This is a genomic window from Rosenbergiella epipactidis (genome assembly GCF_018494055.1).
GTDB lineage: Bacteria > Pseudomonadota > Gammaproteobacteria > Enterobacterales > Enterobacteriaceae > Rosenbergiella > Rosenbergiella epipactidis.
The window spans coordinates 120,479-142,469 of sequence record NZ_JABBFQ010000001.1; the positions used below are offsets into that span (position 1 = coordinate 120,479).

The window sequence follows — 21,991 nt, forward strand, 5'->3', positions numbered from 1 at the left end:
CTGCAGGAGTTTTCATGCGTACCAGCAACCGTCGTCGCATTCGCGTCGCCCGTTTTAAAAAGAACAAGCGAAAAATGCGCCAACGTTTTCGACAATCTTATTTCGAAGATGCACGCATAGCGAAACTCGTCTCCAAACCTCTGCCGAAAGTGGTGGTACTGACCGGGGCCGGGATCTCCGCCGAATCAGGTATTGCGACATTTCGCGCCGCCGATGGCTTATGGGAGAATCATGCAATAGAAGATATTGCCACGCCAGAGGGCTATCACCGTGATCCGCAACAGGTGCATAATTTCTATAATGAGCGCCGCCGCCAATTGCAATCGGCTAAAATTATGCCTAACAACGCGCATCGTGCGTTAGCAAAACTGGGTACCTTGTTGGGCGATAATTTGCTGGTGGTCACGCAGAATATTGATAATCTGCACGAACGGGCGAGCAGTGCGAATATTATCCATATGCATGGCGAGCTACTTAAAGCACGGTGTACTCAAAGCCAGCAAGTCATCACCTGGCTGGATGATCTGCAACCGACCGATCGTTGTACCTGTTGCCAATTCCCCGCGCCGTTGCGACCGCATGTTGTCTGGTTCGGGGAGATGCCGCTGCAGATGGAAGGGATTTATCAGGCGATTGCCGAGTGTGACATTTTTATCGCGGTGGGGACATCGGGCCAAGTCTATCCCGCTGCCGGATTTGTGCATGAAGCGAAAATTCAGGGTGCGGAAACGATCGAATTTAATCTTGAGCCGACTGCGTCGAAAGAGGAATTCATTGAAGGTCACTATGGCCCAGCCTCGCAGACGTTACCCGCATGGGTGGAGATGTTTCTTAGCCAGTGTTAAGCAACAAAGGGCAGTCAGTGTTGACTGCCCGATTATTGTTACTCGTCCCCTTCCTCTTCTTCCTCTCCGGCGAAATGCCAATAGCCAGCATTGATTAAGCCTGTCAGCTGGGTCAGCACATTCTGCTGTTCAATCACAGAAAGTAATTGCTCCGAGTCGATTTCGGTTGTCGCGGCTAATAGATGCAAGAAGTCAGGCGCTACGCGACTAAACCGTTCGCCATTGATAAAAGTATGGGAGGCCAGCTGTAATACCTTTAAGCCACCGATACGCTGGAGCGGTGTGCCTTCCTGCAACGCGTTACGCACTTCATCTTCTTGGTAAGCGGGTTGTGGTGGAGCAATATCCAGCTCATGGCGTGACTGTGAGAGAAACTCACCTAACCATGGGGTGAAATCCCCTGAATTAACTAATTCGTTCATCATGGCGCGTAAGTTATCCACCTCTTCAGGTAAGACTGACGCCGCATCACCGCGTAGGGTTAACCCAGGATCTTGATAACGACGACTGCCAAGCTCTTGCGCTAAGACATAATCGGCGAAGCCACTGAGTAACTCTTTACCCGATGGCGCACGAAAACCGACCGAATAGTTAAGCGAGTTTTCTAATGAGTAGCCTTCATGGGGGAATCCGGGCGGGATATAGACCAAGTCACCCGGTTCGAGGACTTCATCGATAATCGCTTCAAAGGGGGCCACTTGCAGCAGATCGGGATGAGGAGAGTGCTGAGCCACCACATCATTATTACCGACTCGCCAGCGGCGACGTCCTGTACCTTGAATAATAAAGACATCGTATTGATCGAGGTGCGGCCCAACGCCACCGTCTGGCACCGAGAAGGAGATCATCAAATCATCCATTCGCCAATCAGAGAGGGCGCGGAACGGCTGCATCAACTCAGCCGCGGCAGGGTGCCAGTGATTAACGGCTTGAACCAATAACGACCAGTGGCTTTCAGTCAGATGGTCGAAATCTTGAAAGGGGCCATGGGCGACTTGCCAGCCTTCAGCTGTTTGACTGACCAATCGACTATCCACTTCATTTTCCATCGCCAGTCCAGCGAGTTCATCGGGACTGATTGGATCCTGGAAATCAGCAAACGCTTGGCGGATAACGACTGGCTTTTTCTGCCAGTAGGTTGCAAGAAATGTAGGCCAGTCAATGGCAAGTTCGAAAGACATAATACCCTCAAAGAGTGAGAAAAACTGGCGAGAGTATAGCAGTGTGACAAGAAGAATGAGACAGGAAATCAAACCATCTGATCGGCGAAAACAATTTCCATTCGTGCGCCGCCCCAATGGCTGCGCGAAACCCGTATCTCGCCTGCGTAATTTTCGACAATCTCACGTGCTAAGGACAGACCGATACCTTGACCTGGGCGAAGGGTATCGACGCGATGCCCACGCTGAAAAATCATCTCATGTCGCGCCGCAGGAATTCCTGGGCCATCGTCATCAATCGTTAAGGTCAGCGTGCTGTCATCCTGTCTTGCACTAATATGAATAAATTCCAGACAATATTTACAGGCATTATCCAACACATTACCCATCACCTCGACTAAATCATCGCGATTTCCACAGAAGGTGAGTTCGGGTGACAGATCGACAGTGATATCCACCCCTTTGTTTTGATAAACCTTATTGAGCGCGGAGCATAAACCATCTATTAAAGGGGCGACGGCGTGTATTTCACGGTTCAGTAGATTATTTTCAGCCTGCAAGCTGGCGCGGTGCAAATAATAACCCACTTGTTGCGAAATACGGCTGATTTGCTCGAGCATCAAGGGTTCTGCTTCTTCGATCGGCATCGGTTTTGCACCCCGCAGAGATCGTAAGGTACTTTGCAACACCGCCAAAGGCGTCTTGAGGCTATGCGTCAGATCGGAGAGGGTGGTGTGGTAGCGACTGCTACGCTTACGTTCACTCTTCAATAGCAGGTTTAGGTTACTGACCAAGCCTTTAAGCTCTTTCGGCGGGGAATCGCCTAACGACTCTCGCTGTCCAGATTCTAGGGCTTTTAATTCTGCCGACAGCTGGCCGATAGGTTTTAGGCTCCAGCGAGCAGCGAGCCACAGCAAGGGAATGACTAATAAGAAGTTTGCGGCTAACACATAATTAAACCAAGACCAGACCAGTTCACTGTGCTGCAGCTCTTGCGGAATAGAGTCCACCACCACAATGGTCAGGGCAGGCAGTGTTGCCGTAGCATCGTAGCGACTGACGGCCACCGAGTGAGTAAAAGTATCATCGCTATCTAGCTCGGCAATTTTTTTCTGTGCCTTACGGTTGTTGCCGATCGCCGCGACGCTGACTTTATTACTGGCGTCGATCTCGTAAAAATTATTGGTTTGCAGCCAGCTTTTAGCGATGCTGCGACGGATCTCCGGGACATCTCGTAATTGCCAGAGCAACCGTCCGTGCTCATCGTAGATATAGACAAGCGTAGGAAAATTGAGCTTTAAGCTATCCGGGCGGTCGATCACCAGTTTATTATCCCGCCACTGGGCGAGGGTGAAGAACAGATTGCTCTCGCCCCGCATTACTTGATAGGTATTTTTATCGAAGCTGATGACATAGCCAATCACCGCGACGATACCGTAACAGAGTGAGATAATCAGTACTAACGCTGAGGCAGCGAGTAAAAAACGGCCGCGTAAAGAGAGTGGCGATAGCGAAAATTTATTACGCCGCGGTGGCGCAGTGGCGCTATGGGGCATCGAAACGGTATCCTAAGCCTCTTAGGGTGGTGATAACGTCGTGTGGATAATGCTGCTGGATTTTTTTGCGTAAGCGGCCCATCAGTACATCAATGGTATGGCCTTCGCGCAGATCGGCATCGGGATAGAGCTGTAACATTAATGACTCTTTACTGATTACTTTACCCGCATTGATCATTAAGGTCTCGACGATGGTGTATTCAAAGGTGGTCAGTTTTACCGGATGCTGGTCGATGGCCAACTCTTTGCGAGAAAGATCGATATGAAAGGGGGCGAAATGAATCACTTGCGAGGCATGGCCAGCGGTACGGCGCAGTAAGGCTTGTAACCGAGCGGCGACCTCTTCGATATGAAAGGGTTTGGTAACGTAATCATCTGCGCCTGCTTGCAGAGCGGCCACTTTCGATTGCCAACCTTCGCGAGCGGTAAGCACTAAAATAGGTTGCTTAATCTCTTGCGCCCGCCAGCGCTGAATAAGGCTCATCCCATCTTCGTCAGGCAGGCCGAGATCCACTAACGCCACATCTGGAGCGTACTCATTGAGGAAATAGTCTGCCTCATTGGCATCTTCTGCCGCATCGACCTGATGGCCCATTTCACGAAGCTGAACGGCTAAATGGTGCCGCAATAACGGATTATCTTCGACCACTAACACGCGCATCTGCACACCCTCTCTGTATTCAATAACCCACAAGAGTAACACTCAGGGTCTAAACGGGGACTTAACGCCAGCCAAAAAATGGTGAGAAGTCCCCAGCCGATTATTTTAGCTCGTCGGTTAGCTCGATGGCACGGCCTAGATAGTTAGCCGGTGTCATTGCTTTCAGACGTACTTTCTCCGCTTCAGGCAGAACAAGATTATCGATGAATTGCTGCATCCCTTGCGCATCGATACGCTTACCACGGGTGAGCTCTTTCAGCTTCTCGTAAGGCTTCTCGATACCGTAACGACGCATCACTGTTTGGATTGGTTCTGCCAAGACTTCCCAGTTCTGGTCAAGTTCGGCCAACAGTTTCTCTTGGTTCACTTCTAACTTAGAGATGCCTTTCAACGTGGATTGATAGGCGATCAGTGCATAGCCTAAGCCGACGCCTAAGTTACGTAACACGGTAGAGTCCGTCAGATCGCGTTGCCAGCGTGAAACCGGCAACTTGGTCGCTAAGTGCTGGAGTACAGCGTTAGCCAGGCCTAAGTTACCTTCGGAGTTTTCGAAATCGATAGGGTTCACTTTGTGAGGCATGGTAGATGACCCAATCTCGCCGGCAATGGTTTTCTGGCGGAAGTGATTGAGGGCGATGTAACCCCAAATATCGCGGTCAAAGTCGATAATGATGGTGTTAAAGCGGGCAACACAATCAAACAGCTCTGCGATATAATCATGAGGTTCGATTTGCGTAGTATAAGGGTTCCAACGGATGCCTAACGCCGTAACAAACTCTTCACTGACGCGATGCCAGTCAACTTCAGGATAGGCCGCAAGGTGCGCATTGTAGTTTCCAACAGCACCATTGATTTTCCCGAGGATCTCACACTTTTCCAGTTGAGCGATTTGACGAGCTAAGCGATAGGCCACGTTGGCCATCTCTTTACCTAATGTCGAAGGGGTTGCGGGTTGACCGTGGGTACGAGAGAGTAAAGGAATATCACGGTACTCTGCGGCCAGCGCTTCGACGGCGTTCAGGACTTTACGCCACTCAGGAAGCAGCACTTGTTGGCGCGCCGTTTCAAGCATCAAGGCGTGGGACAAGTTATTGATATCTTCTGAGGTACAGGCGAAGTGAATAAACTCAGTCACCGCATGCAATTCTGGAATCGCCGCAACTTTTTCTTTGAGGAAGTATTCAACGGCTTTCACGTCATGGTTGGTGGTGCGCTCGATGGTTTTAATCGTTTGCGCATCCTCTACCGAGAATTCCGCGACAATTTTATCTAGGTAAGCGTTTGCGTCAGCGCTAAATGAAGGAACTTCAGCGATTTGAGTCACTGATGAAAGTTTTTGTAGCCAACGAACTTCGACTTCTACACGAAATTTTAATAATCCAAATTCGCTGAAGATCGCGCGCAATGGGCTGACTTTGTCACCGTAGCGACCGTCGATAGGGGAGACCGCGGTGAGTGAGGATAATTCCATCAGTAAACTCCTGAGTAAAAAATAAACATTGCTGCCACTACGCGTCTACGTGCGGCAAGCCAGATAAAATTAATTTTGCCATCTCGACCAGCTTACCCCGAGAGAACAGTAGCTGTAGTCGTCCGCCGCCGAGTTGTTGCCACAGCATCGCTGATCGGACCCCGGTGAGCAGGACTGCCCGCACCCGGCTTTGTACCAGAGAGTTTTGCAGGATAGCTTGCTCGCCGGTAATCTGAATTCGTGGGCCAAGGGGGCTAACGATATCAGTATAAATACTGGCGGTGGCGGAAGCGAGGGTCGATGAATCAATACCGAAATGTTGTAACTGTCGGTCGAGTTGGCGTAGTCGTTGTTCAAGATCGCTGAGTGCTTGGCGATTTTTAGCCACTTTACGCTCTAGGCCAATCATGCCTAAGCTGTAACGCGTTATCTCGGCGAGTGCCCCTTTCTGTGAGGGGGTGTTGAGCACGGCTATCATTGTTTCTAATCCGAAGCGTAAGGTCGCTTCGTTACCGCCAAAAAAGTTTAGCGCACCCCCCGTCGGTTCTAGGGGCTGGGTGAGACTGCGCAGCGAACAGTGATAGGCCTCTTCGGGGCAACGCCCGTGGCGGGCTAATTGCTGCGCGAGGTGCGCAGCTTGACAGATGCCTGCAAACGCCAGGGTCATCTCATAGATATTTTTTTTTGCCACTACGCGTTTTCCGAATCCAGAAGAGGGAGGCGCTGTTCAATTACGCCACCGCCCAAGCAGCATTCACCCAGATAGAACACGGCTGACTGACCGTGTGTGACCGCCGCGACGGGCTCATCAAAGCGTACTTCAATGCGCTCAGCATCAAGCGGGGTGATCAGGCAAGGAATATCGGTTTGGCGATAACGTGTTTTCACCGTGCAACGCAGTGATTCGGTAAGCGTGACGCGGTCAACCCAATGCAGTTGCTGAGCGATAAGCCCGACAGACATCAGGCGGGGGTGTTCACCACCCTGTGCGACGATCAGCTGATTGTTGGCAACATCTTTGTCGACCACATACCACGGGTCGTCATTACTCTCTTTGAGTCCACCGATACCCAATCCTTTACGCTGACCTAGCGTATGATACATCAAGCCTTGGTGGGTCCCGACTTCTTGCCCGTCGACACTAAAAATAGGGCCGGGTTGGGCCGGTAGGTAGCGAGCAAGGAAATCTTTAAACTTACGCTCACCGATAAAACAGATACCAGTGGAATCTTTTTTCCGTGCGGTGACTAAGTCGAGCTCTTCGGCGATGCGGCGAACCTCTGGTTTCTCTAGTTCGCCAACAGGAAATAGACTCTGCGCCACTTGTTGATGGCTTAGGGTATAGAGAAAATAGCTTTGGTCTTTATTACTATCGAGGCCGCGCAGTAATTGGCTTTTACCGTCGACATCTTTGCGGCGCACATAGTGACCGGTAGCGATATAGTCAGCACCGAGATCTTCGGCCGCAAATTCTAAGAAGGCTTTAAACTTGATCTCTTTGTTACACAGGATATCGGGGTTAGGCGTGCGTCCTGATTTGTACTCTTCCAAGAAGAGCTCGAAGACGTTGTCCCAATACTCGGCAGCAAAGTTAATTTTGTGTAGTGTGATCCCTAACTTATCGCAGACAGCTTGCGCGTCGGCGAGATCCTCAGCAGCAGTACAATACTCTTCACCATCATCTTCTTCCCAGTTCTTCATGAACAGGCCTTCCACTTGGTAACCTTGTTGCATCAGTAACCATGCTGAAACGGAAGAATCTACACCCCCGGACATACCGACGATGACTTTTTTTGCACTCTGGTCAAACATAAATACTCACTGAAGTTGGCAATCAATACGAACGCCTCAGTGTACCATGCACCGAGGCGAATCGCACCTGTATTACCGCGCTCAATTACGCGCTATGTGCGATGTTGACGCTTGTTGACTTCCAACTGCGCGGATAACACCACCGATTGGCTCTTTCTTTTAAGCCGCTGATTTAGTTGATTGCCAAATAAGGTTAAAAATATGCCGAGAGCCAAAGGACACATTAAACAGAGGGAGGCGAAAGATAGCGAACGACCGTAGAGGATATTCTCTAAACTCAGCGCAATAATCGGAAAGATTAAGAATACGATCGAGGCTTGAAACGCGGTGGCACGCTTTTGCAGCATAAAGTAACAGAGTATGCCGAATACCCCCGCAAACGCCCCGAGATAAACGACGGCAAGGATAGAGTGGTAAGAGAACTGAGCAATGACCGGATGTTCGACAAAACCGCCGACTAGGGTTAACAGTATGCCTGCCATTAAGCAAGGTAAGGCATTAAAAGTCAGTACTGAGACTTCACAGCAGCGTTTTTTACACAAAGCATACATGACGGCATGAATAACTACTGCCGCGATAAGCATCATTATCCCCACCAGCTGGCCTGAGGCCGCACCCTGTGATTCGTGCAGCAACACGGAAATCAACGCCACCAAGGCAATGGTTAACCCCAACAATTGCACCGAGTTGGTTTTCTCACGTAGCAACAGGATTGACGCGCAGAGAACCGCCACCGGCATCATGGCGAAAATCACCGACGCCAGCCCGGAACTTACCCAGCGTTCGCCGTAAATCATCAGCGTAAAGGGAATGGCAAAGTAAAAGAGACTAATAATGGCCTGAAACACTCGCTGCCCTTTAGGAAAAAGGAGTGGTGAGCGGGTGTATTTTAAGGCGAGCAATAATAGGGGAGCCGCGCAGAGAAAGCGTAAGCCTGTGGCAAAGAGAGGGGGAATAGTGGTTCCCGCAATTTTCATTGCTAGCCAAGTGGTTCCCCAGGTTAAAGCAACAATGATAAAGAGTAACGTTTTGATGGCAGAATTCATCTCGATAACCTCGGCAAGTAGAGGTCCATACTATATCGAGATTTCGAGAGAATGATTTTTCCCGTTAGGCATCAAAATGACGTCTTAAGAGAATATATTTCTACCATATAAATTTAATGAAAAAAATTTTTCCATCGTTAGCCATTAACGCAGGAATTATTGTTCGAACCAGTGTAGCACCGTCAACGGGAATCGGGTGGTCGATTGCCAAAGTCTAATGCTCTCCGCTACCAGCGGCGAACGTAATTGTGAGGATTGCAAGATCTCTGCAGGCGTAAGCCAATGGCAACAATCGATATCGTCATCGTGCGGGCAGGTATCGAGACAGGCCTCAATTTCGCAACTGAATAAGAAACGGATAAAGGGTGTACCATCGTTCGCTGTCCATTGATGCACGCCAAGCAAATGTTCGGGAGATAAGCGGAGTCCGGTCTCCTCCCACAACTCACGTTCCATCGCGGCGATCAAACTCTCTTCAGCCTCGAGATGGCCTGCAGGCTGATTCCAGGTCACGTTTCCATCGACACGTTCTTCAACGATTAACAGCTTACCTTCGGCATGGACAACACAGGCAACGGTGATATGCGGCGTAAACATGGTGGCTCCTAAAGTCAGTTAGTGATCGATTTTACGCCACTCGCCTAATGCTAGCCCATCAAGTTGATAGGGGCCGATGGCATAGCGGATAAGTCGTAATGTGGGAAAGCCGATGTGCGCCGTCATACGGCGAACTTGACGATTACGACCTTCGTATAGGGTAATTTTAAGCCATTGGGTAGGGATAGCTTTGCGCTCTCGAATCGGCGGATTTCGTGGCCATAACCACTGCGGCGGATCACAGCGCTCGACGCCAGCGGGGAGGGTAGGCCCATCTTTTAAGGTGACTCCACTTCGTAATGGCGCGAGTTGTTCATCATTCGGATCGCCTTCTACCTGTACATAATAGATCTTATGAGTACGTTTACCCGGCTGCGTTAGGTCAGCTTGAAGCTTGCCATTATTAGTCAGCAGCAGCAGCCCCTCGCTATCGCGATCTAAACGGCCCGCAGCGTAGACATCTGGCACTGTTATATAGTCTTTAAGCGTCTTACGCCCTGCTTCATCAGTGAATTGTGGCAGCACATCAAACGGCTTATTAAACACAATGATTGTGGTAGGACCCTGACGAGGTCGCGGGGGAGCCGGTTTTCTTCGGCGTGTTGGGCGGGTTAGAGGCTTCATAATAAGGTTATCCGGCGCTTTATTTCGCTCAGTATAGCCTAGACTTGAGATAATTTAACCCTAGTATTCATAGGCTTTCAGTTGATGTCTGACAGAGATTGCAGTAAGTTTTTCAGGGCCAGACTTATTAGACAAGGCCAGGTTAACGCTCGTCGTTAATCTTTTGTTGTGGAATTGTGTAAAGTGAAAAGTGTGAACCCTATCGCAACTCAGCCGTATAACGACAGTAATTATATTAGGCATGGCAATAGGTTAACTGAGATAAAAAAGAATTCTGCGACATACCGTAATGATTTTTTTCTAGGAAAGTCGCGATGATTTCGCGTAACATACCCCGACACATTACAAGTCATTAACAAAAACGCTCGAAGGAGAGGTTGATGGAAAGCAAAGTAGTTGTTCCTGCATCAGGCCAGAAAATCACGCTAAATCAAGGCAAATTAACTGTTCCCAACAACCCAGTCATTCCTTACATCGAAGGGGACGGGATTGGTGTTGATGTCTCTCCTGTGATGTTAAAAGTGGTCGATGCGGCGGTAAACAAAGCCTATAACGGTGAGCGTAAGATTTCGTGGATGGAAATCTTCACCGGCGAGAAATCGACAGAAGTATACGGTCAAGACGTATGGTTACCGCAAGAGACACTGGATCTGATCAAAGAATACCGTGTCGCGATTAAAGGGCCATTAACGACGCCAGTCGGTGGCGGTATCCGTTCATTAAACGTTGCATTGCGCCAAGAGTTAGACCTTTATGTCTGCTTGCGCCCAGTACGCTACTACACTGGTACACCAAGCCCGGTTAAACGCCCTGAAGATACCGATATGGTTATTTTCCGCGAAAACTCAGAAGATATCTATGCGGGTATCGAATGGAAAGCGGGTAGCGCAGAAGCAGATAAAGTGATCAACTTCTTACGCACCGAAATGGGCGTGAAGAAGATCCGCTTCCCAGAACAATGTGGTATCGGCGTTAAGCCATGTTCTGAAGAAGGAACTAAACGCCTAGTGCGTGCAGCCTTCCAATATGTTATCGACAATGACCGTGATTCACTGACACTGGTCCATAAAGGTAACATCATGAAATTCACCGAAGGTGCCTTCAAAGATTGGGGATACCAACTGGTGAAAGAAGAGTTTGGCGCTGAGCTATTAGACGGCGGCCCATGGATGAAGGCTAAGAACCCTAAAACGGGTAAAGAGATTATTATTAAAGACGTGATTGCCGATGCCTTCCTACAGCAAATCCTGCTACGCCCTGCAGAGTATGACGTTATTGCCTGTATGAACCTGAATGGCGACTACATCTCCGATGCCCTGGCGGCGCAAGTTGGCGGTATCGGTATTGCACCGGGTGCGAATATCGGTGACGAATGTGCACTGTTCGAAGCGACTCACGGTACTGCACCAAAGTATGCTGGCCAGGATAAAGTGAACCCAGGTTCAGTGATCCTTTCTGCTGAAATGATGCTCCGTCACCTCGGCTGGTTTGAAGCCGCAGACTTAATCGTTAAAGGTGTTGAAGGCGCGATCGCCAATAAGACCGTGACTTACGATTTCGAACGTCTGATGGAAGGCGCTAAGTTGCTGAAATGTTCAGAGTTTGGTGATGCCATCATCTCTAACATGTAATTAGTCACCCTGCGTGATTGATAAGAACGGGTACTGAAAAGTGCCCGTTTTTTGTCTGTAAAATTCTTTCCCCAAAACTCTCCCCAAAATTCTTCCCCAAAACTACCCCGATTTTAGTGAAACAGTGACCCATTCTTTACCTCGATCATCGTTATATCGGTCGGTCATTTTTGCTGTCTTATGCCCCAATAATTTTTGAGTATTGATACCCTGTTCACGATAAAGTCGTTCCGAGAGCGATCGTTGTTCGTGGAAAGTCGGAGCAGTATTTTCTGGCCAGGTGATGAAGTTGTGCTTAGACGCAAACTACATTATCCGCATGATAACTCTTGAAAAAACTGGAAATGACATAACCAGTTTCTGGTCAGAAGGAATGAAAGTAACTGAGCTAGGAGATACCCCATAAAATCGCAGTACTGCTATTACGGGGGGTGGGGTCTATGTTAATTGAAAATTCATTCGAAAATGACTTTGAGGTGTCTGTTAAACCCGTGGTGATTTACTTATCCTGACATTGATTATCTCAAACAGCGCCCGCTAGGACACGTTGTGTGTGTAATCATGCTTTAATTATCTTATCTTATCTTATCTGATTGCTTACAAATTGAATTTTTTTCATTGCTGCATATAATTCTGCCGCGTATGTGTATTTAATGAGAATATTCTTAATGGATTTTTTGCTTTTAGCTTTTGCATTAGTACTAGGGTCAGTGGCTGTTTGGATGGGTGTTTCTTACTTTAGAGAGTCAGGTAGTAAGCGTAATACTTTCCGTAAATAGTATTCTTTGATATCAGAAGCTTTCATTGCGATGGCTACCTTTTACTCTGAGAGATAGATATAAAAAAATTACCCAGAACGTTGATGCCGGTCACTGAAGGTGATCGGTATTTTTTTTAAGAGATATTGTTTACAGATAAGACGAGAGAAAATCGTTAACATCCCTTTCCCCTATCCCCAATGTGTAGTTAACCCCTGCACTTTTTAAAATACTCAGTCCAGCCCCTCTATTTCTAGGATGAGGATCTTCCATGGCAATATAGACATGTTTAGGTTTCATTTCGGCCAGTGTGCGGGCACAGGATGGAGTTCTTCCTTGAAAAGAACAGGGTTCTAAAGTGACAAATAATTCGCATTCACTGATGGGTACGGTGAGTTTCGAAATAGCCTCTATTTCAGCATGATGATGGCCTGGGGATTGTGTAAAGCCTTTTGCTACGACTTTACCGTTATGAACTATTACGCAACCTACGGGGGGATTAGGTCTACAGAGGGGTAAGGCTAAAGATGAATATTCAAGAGCTAACAGCCATAAATGCTAAATTTTCCTTCATCCTATGACCTTATTCAAAAGTAACAATCTACGATATCCACTGAGGAGTCATCCACCTTTATTGAGCTGGTGCTGACTTGAGTAGAAGTCATGATAAATAAATATACTCCAGTATAACGAATAGGTGAAGAAGCTCTCTTATAGTCGATGCGGGGTTGAAAAATAAGAGTCAAAAGTGTTTAACCTAATCAAGCCTAAAATTTTCATTTACGTTACAGTGAACTGCTTGCTCTTTGAAGGGCTATTTGTTTGAAGGCTGAAATGGCCTATCACTTTTTGCAAGGAGTAAGAGATGAGCCTCTGTGTATCATTAGATGACCTTGGCCAACGTATTTGTATTGTTGGGCCTTCAAATAGTGGAAAATCCACGCTGGCAAAGGCTATTGGCCTAAAGAAATCGCTGCCCATTATTCATCTTGACCAATTACATCATCAGCCTAATAGCCAATGGATTCCTCGTGCCCCTGAAGAATTCTTACAGTTACACGATACGGTGATCGCGAGAAGTAGTTGGGTGATAGAGGGTAATTATGGTAAATGCCTACATTCGCGTCTGCAACGCGCGACGGGGCTAATATTACTTGATATCCCAGTGTCCACAGCACTGTTGCGTTATATTGCGCGCTGTTACTCAGCTAAACCGCGGGTAGGGGGAATTGGTGTTCAAAATGAAAAAGTTTCTAGGGAAATGCTGAAGCATATTCTCTTTGACTCGCCGAAAAATTATCTCCGTTATCTGTCGCTCTTCGAGCAAGCCGCAATCCCCAAGCTATTACTGTCTTCACCTGGTGATCTCAACAATTTCTACCACAAATGGCAACTCAATAAATAGTCACGGATAACAGGCTAGGTACTTATAAGCGTGACGCTCTGTAATAGCTACTGAGCTTATTACACAGCAACGATTATCCGTACTGTGAAGAGATCAGTCATTTTATTCGGTATAAGGTTAAAGAATAATTGAGGAGTGGTTAGCGAAGCGGAGAGAATAGGGCTGAAATGTCGTTAGATCTTTAAAGGCGGATAAGTACACAAGTTTCGAGAAAAAAGCCCTAATCCGAAGATTAGGGCGTAAACACTTAGGCTTTAATACGTTTGCCGTTAGGCAGAGTATTGACGCCCCACATTCCTGCCACAGCGCTGACGATCGCGCCCAGCAGTAATGCGACGAACGACCACAGAGAAATTTTTGCTGCTGCTTTGGCTGCCGCATCAGCTTTCTCTTTTGCTTCTTGTTTAAATTGCGCATATTGCGCTTTCGCTTGGTCGACCTTGGTTTGTAATTGGTTAATGCTTTGATTCGCTTGTTGTACTGCTTTATCACGCGCTTGAATAAAATTATCAACCGCTTGGTCAGCTTGTTCCTGTGTCATGGAGGTATTTTGCGCTAAGGCATTTTTCACATCATCGCGGTTTACCGACTTGCTGATGGTCTCAGTACGAGATTTCAGTCTATCAGTCAGTTGACTAATAATTTGGTCGCTGTTATCCGGATGGGTGGCAATCGCTTTACCGGCATCCATTACATCGTTACCTGCTTGCTGTAGCTGGTCTTGCAGATATTGAGGCTGTAATTCAGGAATATTCGATTTCTTCAGCGCATTAATAACCTCTTGATTGGTATCAGACATATCGATATTAGTATTTACCCCTAGCTTATCGAACATGTCTTTGCTGAAATCAGCGGTATTGGCAACGGCTTTACCCGCACCACTGACTACGCTACCCGCACCGGAGGCTACAGAGCTGACTGCACTCCCGGTTAATTTGAGTAGGCCACCAACTGCAGAGAAACCTAATACGGTAGCAACTAATAAGGTCGTTCCCCAAATAAGGAAACCATGAATTAAGCCATCAGCACCGGCTAGACGACCCGCCACAAATCCGCCTGCCGCCAAACTAATAATCAATGCAATAACAGTCCATATCATTACGGCCTTATCAGCACCGTTAACAATATCATCCTGTGTAGGAGAAAGGAGAGAGAAGCCTAAACTCGCGCCGAGAGTGGTTAATAGTAGCGAGACTGCTAAAACGGTAATCACGCCTGCAATAATGCTACCCCAAGAAATCCTGTTGGTAATTTTAATTTCGTTTTGTAATTCCATCTTTAACTCCATTTTAAAAGAATGACTCAATAATCAATATAGTTCAAAGTTAGGAAAATTCTAATTTTTGATCTTTAATCTGATTATGCATCTCACAAAAAAATGATAAATCGCTGTACTGCTGGCTTTCGAGCGGAGAGTTAAGGCGTTAGTGAGGGGCGGTTTAGTCGAATGGGGCGGTATGTTAACCCGCCCATCTTTTACATAAAAATTACGATGCGCCTTTGACAACCGGATTTTTTTGCGCCGATAACGCTGACATAAATTGATCATCGAGGTGTAGGTGTTGCTTCACCAATTCAAGCGGTGTACTGGCTAACCACTGATTAAGTGAGATATCAGCATAATAATCGCTTTTAAATAATTCGAGGAAGCGTAGCGGGGTATCGCCAGTATTTTCGATATAGTGCCCCATGGCAAATGGGACATAACCGACATCGCCCGCACGATAATCAAACGTACGGGCTTGACCTGACGAGGCGAATACACCCATCCTTCCTTGCCCCTCGAGATAATATTGCCACTCATCGTTATTAGGGTGCCAATGCAGCTCTCTCATACCGCCCGGCGCAATCTCGACTAATGCGGCAGCAATGGTTTTTGACACGGGAAAATTGGATGAGTCAGTGATGCGGACCTCACCTCCAGCTGAGGTGATAGGAGACTGTTGCATCATGCGGTGCGTGAATTTCTGTTTAGATTTTTTTCCTTTTTTAGGGCTGGCAGATGAAATATCACCGGGAACTTTCCCGGCAAAAATATATTCATCTTGCGGGGAGGGTAAATGTGAAAAAGTCGATACAGGCACATTAAAGTTTTTGGCTAATACTTCAGGGGGGATATGTTTAAACCAGTCAGAAAGTAAGAAAGTGCTGTCCTCGTCAAATCCACCGTCGTCGAAAGCCAGTAAAAATTCACAACCGTCATTACCAATGCCTTGAATAGAATGCGGAATTCCCGGTGGGAAATACCACAGGTCTCCGGCAGAAATATCATCGATAAACCAACCTCCCTCGGTATCGAACGCCGTGACTCGGGCATGACCATAAGTCATAAAAGCCCATTCGCCTTCTTTATGCCAATGCAGTTCTCGAATTCCCCCCGCATTGAGGCGCATATCTACGCCAGCGATCGTAGTCGAGACCCCTAATTCCCGATTGGTCACTTGTCGGGTCCATCCGCCACTACTGCGGCGAATATGGGCGTCACTAAAGGAATAACGAAGGTTAGGCAGTGTTCCACTATCGGTTGCCGGTGGATTAACTAAATCCTTATTTTCCTGTTCGCGCAATGGATCGTGGGGGCCAGGGAAATCAGCCTTAAACGCATAGGCTTTGGTATCATTATCGTGTGCAAGCACTTCGCCTGCCGCAAGCATCATGGTGCCCCCTGCGGCGAAAGACATAAAATTGCGACGTGTAAAATTAGCCATCTAAACCTCCTGTCTGTGTGTAGCTTTACTTTTACGCCAGCAGACGGTGAATCAGAAATAGATGATGTAACATTGTATTAACAATGTTATTTTCCCGTTTCGAAACAGGAGGGGTTTTATTACCGCCAGCGAGCTGCGCAGCAGTGCAGAGACCGATAATCTTTGCCTTTCAAGCGCTGGATGATGACTCACTTCAGATAATGTGGGAAGTATCCTTTTCGTTGCCGTCAACAATTACCAGCTAGGCGTTACATTTAGGATTTTATTTACAATTCGTTTACGGACAGGCGTAGGGATAGCCTTTTAATCATCAGCAATCTAGGCAAGTTAATCGTTAATATCGATAACAAAATAATTCGCAACTCGGTTACTGTTTCACTTCAATACCCCGCACAGGATAGGCAAGTCATGCATAAATTTTGGATTATAGGGTGCCTTATGTTAAGTGGATGCACCATTGATCATGATGCTTCACGTTCGCAACGGGGAGGAGTGGGCGTTTTTCCAGAAAGAAGTGCTTTACCTGGCTCTCAAGTAGAACGCACAAAAACATTACGTAGAGCCATTATGTCAGGTGAATCACCGCATTGGTAACTAGGATGTTAATAGTTAGAAAAATTATTGCATCTTTTTATTTGTCGACTACGCTTAAGGTATAGCGTCGAAGAGTAGGGATTTTCGATCACTTAGGGATGAGTGCCGCTATACCATATAAGTAAGAAGATGCCCCTACTGAACTGAACAGCCGTAGTGAATCTTTTTTAAATTTAACACTTCCCTTTTATCCATCACCCCCTGACTAAAAGCCACTCGGTCTGCTCAATGCTACTTTTTACCCGCCTTATCTGGATAGAACAGCCGTTCTACGTTACTCTATAGTCCATTATTTTCGACCTCCAATGGACGCCTAATGTCTCAATCTAAGCGTAAATTCTGGATGATCACGATACTCGCGGTAATCGTCGTGCCTTGTATTATTATGGCAGCATTATTGGTAACTGTGATGTATGTAAAACCTTACTAATCCAATCTTGGGGGAGTTTACGAGGCTAAATGCTTTGATATTCTTGCCCCAAAAAATCTTAACTCCCAGTCGGCAAATAACTTCTTTACGGTTGTCTAAAACTCTGTTTCAGTAACGCTCTACTCTTTTTAAAGGACGGCGTTATGGAACACACTTATCACACCTCTATTACTTGGACCGGTAACTTGGGTGAGGGCACCGCGCATTATCGCAGTTATGCGCGTACCTGGGACATTGCACTGCCCGGTAAAGCGGTTATCGCTTGTTCTAATGATCCCCTGTTGGGGGGCGATCCAACCAAGATGAATCCTGAAGATTTGTTAATGTCATCATTGGCTGCATGCCATATGTTGTGGTATCTACACCTCGCTTCTGCAGCCGGTGTCACCGTTGTCGGTTATCAAGACAGTCCTACTGCCGTCGGCGAAGTTTTACCGAGCGGGGCGGGACGCTTTCTGTCGATGACCTTGCACCCTGTGATTACCGTGTTACCTACTACCGACCTCTATCTCGCACGTAAACTGCATGATGACGTACACCCAGTCTGTTTTATCGCGCGTTCTGTTAATTTTCCCGTAACCTACCAACCTCAATTTATTGTCGCGTCCGATGCCGCCTAATGTTCCGAGGCCAGTCATCCATAATGGGCCAAAGCTGATTTGTTCAATATAGAAGGAACCTGAGTGTGCCACAGCAAAAAATCACCTTAATCACGGGAGGCTCACGGGGGATCGGCAAGGCTACTGCACTATTACTTGCTGAACGCGGGCATCAGATCTGTATTAATTACCGGCAGCGAGCGGAAGAAGCCCAAGCAGTCGTTGAAATGATACGTCAGCAGGGCGGTTGTGCCATCGCAATCCCCGCCGATATCAGTGATGAGCAACAAATTAGTAAAATGTTCTCCGAGATCGATCAACGCTTGGGGCCGATCACTGGATTAGTCAATAATGCGGCTCGACTCTTGCCGCAATCACGGGTTGAGCAACTTTCTGGTCCCCGCTTGGCGCAGCTTTTCGCGGCCAATATCAGTGGCTCAATACTCTGCGCCCGTGAGGCGGTTAAACGGATGTCTACTCACTATCAAGGGCGGGGCGGCGCAATTGTTAATGTTTCCTCGGCGGCAGCAAGACTGGGTTCTGCCTTCGAATATACCGATTATGCTGCGTCTAAAGGGGCGATCGATACGTTCACCCGTGGCCTGAGTGTGGAAGTGGCGGCAGCAGGTATTCGCGTCAATGCGGTGCGACCCGGTTTTATCTATACCGATATGCATGCCGAGGGAGGTGAGGCTGATCGTATTGAGCGAGTAAAGTCGCAATTACCGATGGGCAGAGGGGGACAGCCAATAGAGGTGGCTTATGCTATCGCTTGGCTACTCTCTGAAGAAGCCTCTTACGTTACAGGCAGCTTTATCGATCTTGCAGGGGGCAAATAGCGATAGTGAGTGGTAATCCCCTCCATAATAGGTAGACTGGTCTGTCTATAGGGAGGGCATCATGTCGGCTAAAGAAAAAATCCGCCAAGCGTCGCATAGCTTATTTTATAATCAAGGTATTCATGCGACGGGGATCGACAGCATTATCAAGCGCGCCGGTGTTGCGAAACAAAGTTTTTATAACCACTTCGTGTCGAAACAGTGTTTGGTGTTGGATTACCTCGCGCTCCGCCATCAACAATGGCTTGACCTCTATGCGATCCGATTACAACAAACGATGACGCCGCAAGATCGTATTTTAGCGATTTATGATGCCTATCAAGATCATGCTGAGAAACCTTATGAAAATGGATTTCGGGGTTGTGGCCTACTCAATGCTGCGGCGGAATTTCCAGTCGATTCCTTAGAAAGACGTTGTGTGGCAGAACAAAAAGCGCAAATCGAACAGTTTATTATTACCGCGCTGAACGAAATCCCGAATGTTCCCTCCGACGCAACCCAACGGCTGGCGCAAGAAGTTGCCTTTTTACTTGAAGGCTGTATCAGCTTGGCTGGGTTAAGGGGACATCCGGCGTTATTGCAACAGGCGAAACAGATAATAGCCCAACGACTGGAGAGCCTATGAGCCCTACCTTAATCGGCAATACTTGCGTAGTGATCGCCGCCTTATCGTGGGGAACGACAGGGACAGCCGCACGCTTAGCGCCAGCATTAAGCCCGATAACTATCGCCTGTGTCGCCATGGGGATCGGTGGGATCTTGCAAGCGCTATTAGCGCTACCAGCCATATTAAGCTCGCTCCCTCAATTACAGCAACAGCGCCGCTTATTGATTATCGGCGCCTGCGCGGTTGCCATCTATCCGCTAGCTTTCTACTGCTCAATGGACTTTGCGGGGGTAGCAGTGGGTACTGTCATCTCTATCGGCTCTGCACCACTATTTTCTGCCTTAATCGAAAATCGCATGGAAAAAAGTGCCTTAACGAAGCAGTGGTTAGGGGGCGCACTCGTCGGTGTCATTGGCATTAGCTTGCTCGCCCAGATACACCCCGTGCCTTCAGCAGGTGGCGATCCTGCTCAAGCATCCTTGTCCGTCGGGGTTGCCTTAGGCTTATTGGCTGGGCTGACCTACGCGTTATATTCGTGGACCGCAAGAAAGATGATGGTAAACGGGGTGATAAGCCGTGCGGCAATGGGTTCAACATTTGGCGTGGGGGGGCTGCTTCTCTTGCCATTGTTAATCGCGACCGGTGGTTCCTTGCTCGCATCCTGGCAAAATGCGGCGGTGGGCGGCTATATGGCGATCTTTCCAATGGGTATTGGCTACCTATGTTACGGTGCAGGCTTGGCCCGAATTAAAGCCAGCATCGCCACGGCAATTACCTTACTTGAACCCGTAGTAGCCGCCTTGCTCGCCGTATTTATCCTCAATGAGACCCTATCCCCTATGGGGTGGACGGGGATAGGGTTAATCATAGCCAGTTTGGTGATTACCGCCTGGCCAAAGCGAGTAACGGTCAGTGATTGAGGTTACGGGGTCCACAGTTGCCGTAATCGTAGTCAGCAAAGCGCTTAGCGAAATGTTTGAGCTGAGGTGGGGCATCCAAAGGGGAGAAGCGTACCTCAATAAAGATGGCTTTATCCCTATTCGGATGCTCTGCGGCATGCAGCGCTTGATGCAGTGACGGGATATCGTCGACAACAAAGGATAAGGCATGATTACCTTTATCGAGCACATTAGGCAGCTTGGCATAATCCCATTCGTTGACATCGTTATACACAGAATTTTCGCCAAGAATAAGCCGTTCTATGGTATATCCGCGATTATTGATAAGGAAAATAATCGGTGTCAGGCGCTGTTGTAATAAGGTAGAAAGTTCTTGAACGGTCAGCTGCAACGAGCCATCGCCAATAAATAGCAGATGCCGTTGTTCGGGTCGCGCAATAAGTGATCCCAGCAGAGCCGGCAGCGTAAAACCGATGGAACCCCAAATAATCTGCGAGTGATAACGCGCGCCCGTAGGTAATTGTAGACTGGATGCACCACTGTGCGCGGTGCCTGCTTCAGCAAAAATACTATCCTGCGGACGAATAAACGCTTGTAGGGCTTGCCAGAAATAGGCTTGAGAAAATGTCGTGTGCGGTTGAGTCGAGAGCGGTAAGGAAGATCGAGGGGGAAGAGGCCTAGCTTCGCGGTCACGGAGTTGTTCAGCGAGTTGTCGGCATAACTCTTGAAGCATCACGCCCGGGTATTGTGCGCCATTGATGGCGACATCGAAGCGTCTGAGCGCGATAAGTCGTGAGTTATCGATAAGCTGGCTAAACAACCCAGTATTACAATCTGTCAGACGGAGGCCAACCCCTATCACACACTCCGAATGATGAATAGCATGACTGACGGCAGGTAAACTTGCCTGACCGGCATATACCCCAAGATAGAGGGCAGAGTCTTCATCCATAATCCCTTTGGCACTGGGCAGTACCGCATAACGGATGGCCAGCTTCTCAGCAATCGTGCGAATAAAATCGACAACGCCAAATCGTACCGCATCGTTATCGAGTAAAAAAACGGGGCTATTTTCGGGCCGCCATTGCGCTTGCAGGTGCGAAATAACGCGATTGAGTTGCCGTGGATCACTCGTCGGCTCGATTAGACATAAGGGCTGGGTGGGTACCTCAATCATTAAATGAGTGATATCGGACGGTAGCTGTAGATGAACGGGACGCCGTTCAAGCCAACAACATTGCAGCAAGCGATCAATCTCCATCACTGCATTCGCCGGAGTCAGGCGCGTTTGCGCCACGGTAAACTCCGCGACACAACGACCAATATTATCGTAATCGCCATCGACTAAGGTGTGATGAAGAAGGGCGCGATCATTGACCGCATGCAGCGGCGGTAAGCCACTGATATGCACCACGGGAATATTTTCAGCGTAAGCCCCCGCGAGACCATTGAGTGCGCTCAGATCGCCCACCCCCCAAGTGGTAACGAAAGCGCCTATCCCCTTGCTACGTGCATAGCCATCTGCGGCATAAGCGGCATTTAACTCATTACAATTATTGATAAACCTTATAGGGGAAGGGGGTACGGTTTGTTCAAGGAAAGAGAGATTAAAATCGCCCGGTACGCCGAAGAGATGTTCGATACCGACTTCATGTAATCGCCGCAGTAAAAATTGTCCCAATTGCATTTGCATCGATGTCACCTCGTGCTAAAAGTGATGAATGATTTGTGCAGAAAATAAATATTTCT

The 21,991-nt window shown here is 48.0% G+C and carries 20 protein-coding genes and 1 pseudogene; 7 read left to right on the forward strand and 14 right to left on the reverse strand.

The window, feature by feature from the left end; genetic code table 11:
• The first annotated feature begins 14 nt into the window (after positions 1–14).
• Complete coding sequence (gene cobB, locus HGT71_RS00580; protein ID WP_048912014.1) at positions 15–845, forward strand: Sir2 family NAD+-dependent deacetylase; 831 nt, start codon at positions 15–17, stop codon at positions 843–845.
• Between the two features lie 38 nt (positions 846–883).
• Here the strand turns inward: cobB and HGT71_RS00585 are convergent, their stop codons facing one another.
• The 9 genes from HGT71_RS00585 to rluE all read right to left on the reverse strand — a co-directional run bounded on the left by HGT71_RS00585 (position 884) and on the right by rluE (position 9,772).
• Positions 884–2,026 carry a ribosomal protein uL16 3-hydroxylase gene (locus HGT71_RS00585; protein ID WP_214216081.1) on the reverse strand — a complete coding sequence of 381 codons (1,143 nt, stop codon included), beginning with the start codon at positions 2,024–2,026 and terminating at the stop codon, positions 884–886.
• A gap of 68 nt (positions 2,027–2,094) precedes the next feature.
• A complete protein-coding gene (phoQ, locus tag HGT71_RS00590; RefSeq protein ID WP_214216082.1) occupies positions 2,095–3,561 on the reverse strand; it encodes a two-component system sensor histidine kinase PhoQ in 1,467 nt (488 codons plus the stop codon).
• On the reverse strand, positions 3,551–4,222 hold the full coding sequence (gene phoP / locus HGT71_RS00595) for a two-component system response regulator PhoP (RefSeq protein ID WP_214216083.1): 672 nt from the start codon (positions 4,220–4,222) through the stop codon (positions 3,551–3,553). The genes phoQ and phoP overlap by 11 nt, the downstream gene beginning before the upstream one ends.
• A 100-nt stretch (positions 4,223–4,322) precedes the next feature.
• Positions 4,323–5,693: an adenylosuccinate lyase gene (gene purB, locus HGT71_RS00600; protein WP_214216084.1), complete on the reverse strand. Its 1,371-nt coding sequence runs from the start codon at positions 5,691–5,693 to the stop codon at positions 4,323–4,325.
• Between the two features lie 37 nt (positions 5,694–5,730).
• Positions 5,731–6,384: a high frequency lysogenization protein HflD gene (gene hflD / locus HGT71_RS00605; protein WP_338327766.1), complete on the reverse strand. Its 654-nt coding sequence runs from the start codon at positions 6,382–6,384 to the stop codon at positions 5,731–5,733.
• Positions 6,384–7,505 carry a tRNA 2-thiouridine(34) synthase MnmA gene (gene mnmA / locus HGT71_RS00610; protein WP_214216085.1) on the reverse strand — a complete coding sequence of 374 codons (1,122 nt, stop codon included), beginning with the start codon at positions 7,503–7,505 and terminating at the stop codon, positions 6,384–6,386. Before mnmA ends, hflD begins: the two co-directional genes overlap by 1 nt.
• Before the next feature lie 92 nt (positions 7,506–7,597).
• Complete coding sequence (locus HGT71_RS00615; RefSeq protein WP_214216086.1) at positions 7,598–8,551, reverse strand: DMT family transporter; 954 nt, start codon at positions 8,549–8,551, stop codon at positions 7,598–7,600.
• A 156-nt stretch (positions 8,552–8,707) separates the two neighbouring features.
• The gene (locus tag HGT71_RS00620) at positions 8,708–9,148 is read right to left on the reverse strand and encodes an NUDIX domain-containing protein (RefSeq protein WP_099822684.1); all 441 of its coding nucleotides are present in this window, start codon (positions 9,146–9,148) and stop codon (positions 8,708–8,710) included.
• Between the two features lie 18 nt (positions 9,149–9,166).
• Complete coding sequence (gene rluE / locus HGT71_RS00625; RefSeq protein WP_214216087.1) at positions 9,167–9,772, reverse strand: 23S rRNA pseudouridine(2457) synthase RluE; 606 nt, start codon at positions 9,770–9,772, stop codon at positions 9,167–9,169.
• 380 nt (positions 9,773–10,152) lie between these two features.
• Here rluE and icd point away from each other — a divergent pair, with 380 nt between their 5' ends.
• Positions 10,153–11,403: an NADP-dependent isocitrate dehydrogenase gene (icd, locus tag HGT71_RS00630; RefSeq protein WP_214216088.1), complete on the forward strand. Its 1,251-nt coding sequence runs from the start codon at positions 10,153–10,155 to the stop codon at positions 11,401–11,403.
• 102 nt (positions 11,404–11,505) lie between these two features.
• On the opposite strand, the pseudogene HGT71_RS00635 reads toward icd, so the two are convergent.
• Positions 11,506–11,688: pseudogene (locus tag HGT71_RS00635) on the reverse strand (integrase); the annotation flags it as partial.
• Positions 11,689–12,311: 623 nt separating this feature from the next.
• Positions 12,312–12,710: a bifunctional diaminohydroxyphosphoribosylaminopyrimidine deaminase/5-amino-6-(5-phosphoribosylamino)uracil reductase RibD gene (locus HGT71_RS00640; RefSeq protein WP_214216498.1), complete on the reverse strand. Its 399-nt coding sequence runs from the start codon at positions 12,708–12,710 to the stop codon at positions 12,312–12,314.
• Between the two features lie 316 nt (positions 12,711–13,026).
• Between HGT71_RS00640 and HGT71_RS00645 the strand changes: the two genes are divergently transcribed.
• Positions 13,027–13,566: a P-loop NTPase family protein gene (locus tag HGT71_RS00645; protein ID WP_214216089.1), complete on the forward strand. Its 540-nt coding sequence runs from the start codon at positions 13,027–13,029 to the stop codon at positions 13,564–13,566.
• Between the two features lie 247 nt (positions 13,567–13,813).
• On the opposite strand, the gene HGT71_RS00650 is transcribed toward HGT71_RS00645, so the two are convergent.
• Positions 13,814–14,842 carry a TIGR04086 family membrane protein gene (locus HGT71_RS00650; protein ID WP_214216090.1) on the reverse strand — a complete coding sequence of 343 codons (1,029 nt, stop codon included), beginning with the start codon at positions 14,840–14,842 and terminating at the stop codon, positions 13,814–13,816.
• Positions 14,843–15,053: 211 nt separating this feature from the next.
• Positions 15,054–16,274: a cupin domain-containing protein gene (locus HGT71_RS00655; RefSeq protein WP_241595866.1), complete on the reverse strand. Its 1,221-nt coding sequence runs from the start codon at positions 16,272–16,274 to the stop codon at positions 15,054–15,056.
• Between the two features lie 1,167 nt (positions 16,275–17,441).
• Here HGT71_RS00655 and HGT71_RS00660 point away from each other — a divergent pair.
• The 4 genes from HGT71_RS00660 (at position 17,442) to HGT71_RS00675 (ending at position 20,263) form a co-directional block, all read left to right on the forward strand.
• On the forward strand, positions 17,442–17,918 hold the full coding sequence (locus HGT71_RS00660; protein ID WP_214216091.1) for an OsmC family protein: 477 nt from the start codon (positions 17,442–17,444) through the stop codon (positions 17,916–17,918).
• A gap of 65 nt (positions 17,919–17,983) precedes the next feature.
• A complete protein-coding gene (locus HGT71_RS00665) occupies positions 17,984–18,736 on the forward strand; it encodes an SDR family oxidoreductase (protein ID WP_214216092.1) in 753 nt (250 codons plus the stop codon).
• Between the two features lie 61 nt (positions 18,737–18,797).
• Entirely contained in the window at positions 18,798–19,361 is a 564-nt protein-coding gene (locus HGT71_RS00670) for a TetR/AcrR family transcriptional regulator (RefSeq protein WP_214216093.1), read from the forward strand.
• Positions 19,358–20,263, forward strand: a complete 906-nt coding sequence (locus HGT71_RS00675; RefSeq protein ID WP_214216094.1) for a DMT family transporter — start codon at positions 19,358–19,360, stop codon at positions 20,261–20,263. Before HGT71_RS00670 ends, HGT71_RS00675 begins: the two co-directional genes overlap by 4 nt.
• On the opposite strand, the gene HGT71_RS00680 is transcribed toward HGT71_RS00675, so the two are convergent.
• A complete protein-coding gene (locus HGT71_RS00680; RefSeq protein WP_214216095.1) occupies positions 20,253–21,935 on the reverse strand; it encodes an alpha-keto acid decarboxylase family protein in 1,683 nt (560 codons plus the stop codon). The genes HGT71_RS00675 and HGT71_RS00680 overlap by 11 nt on opposite strands.
• Between the last annotated feature and the right edge of the window lie 56 nt (positions 21,936–21,991).

Coding starts and splice junctions, on each gene's coding strand:
- HGT71_RS00680 (WP_214216095.1), bottom strand. CDS start 21,935: ATGCAAATGCAATTGGGACAATTTTTACTGCGGCGATTACATGAAGTC.
- phoP (WP_214216083.1), bottom strand. CDS start 4,222: ATGCGCGTGTTAGTGGTCGAAGATAATCCGTTATTGCGGCACCATTTA.
- HGT71_RS00585 (WP_214216081.1), bottom strand. CDS start 2,026: ATGTCTTTCGAACTTGCCATTGACTGGCCTACATTTCTTGCAACCTAC.
- HGT71_RS00645 (WP_214216089.1), top strand. CDS start 13,027: ATGAGCCTCTGTGTATCATTAGATGACCTTGGCCAACGTATTTGTATT.
- HGT71_RS00655 (WP_241595866.1), bottom strand. CDS start 16,274: ATGGCTAATTTTACACGTCGCAATTTTATGTCTTTCGCCGCAGGGGGC.
- cobB (WP_048912014.1), top strand. CDS start 15: ATGCGTACCAGCAACCGTCGTCGCATTCGCGTCGCCCGTTTTAAAAAG.
- HGT71_RS00620 (WP_099822684.1), bottom strand. CDS start 9,148: ATGTTTACGCCGCATATCACCGTTGCCTGTGTTGTCCATGCCGAAGGT.
- HGT71_RS00650 (WP_214216090.1), bottom strand. CDS start 14,842: ATGGAATTACAAAACGAAATTAAAATTACCAACAGGATTTCTTGGGGT.
- mnmA (WP_214216085.1), bottom strand. CDS start 7,505: ATGTTTGACCAGAGTGCAAAAAAAGTCATCGTCGGTATGTCCGGGGGT.
- HGT71_RS00660 (WP_214216091.1), top strand. CDS start 17,442: ATGGAACACACTTATCACACCTCTATTACTTGGACCGGTAACTTGGGT.
- phoQ (WP_214216082.1), bottom strand. CDS start 3,561: ATGCCCCATAGCGCCACTGCGCCACCGCGGCGTAATAAATTTTCGCTA.
- icd (WP_214216088.1), top strand. CDS start 10,153: ATGGAAAGCAAAGTAGTTGTTCCTGCATCAGGCCAGAAAATCACGCTA.
- HGT71_RS00615 (WP_214216086.1), bottom strand. CDS start 8,551: ATGAATTCTGCCATCAAAACGTTACTCTTTATCATTGTTGCTTTAACC.
- HGT71_RS00675 (WP_214216094.1), top strand. CDS start 19,358: ATGAGCCCTACCTTAATCGGCAATACTTGCGTAGTGATCGCCGCCTTA.
- rluE (WP_214216087.1), bottom strand. CDS start 9,772: ATGAAGCCTCTAACCCGCCCAACACGCCGAAGAAAACCGGCTCCCCCG.
- HGT71_RS00670 (WP_214216093.1), top strand. CDS start 18,798: ATGTCGGCTAAAGAAAAAATCCGCCAAGCGTCGCATAGCTTATTTTAT.
- purB (WP_214216084.1), bottom strand. CDS start 5,693: ATGGAATTATCCTCACTCACCGCGGTCTCCCCTATCGACGGTCGCTAC.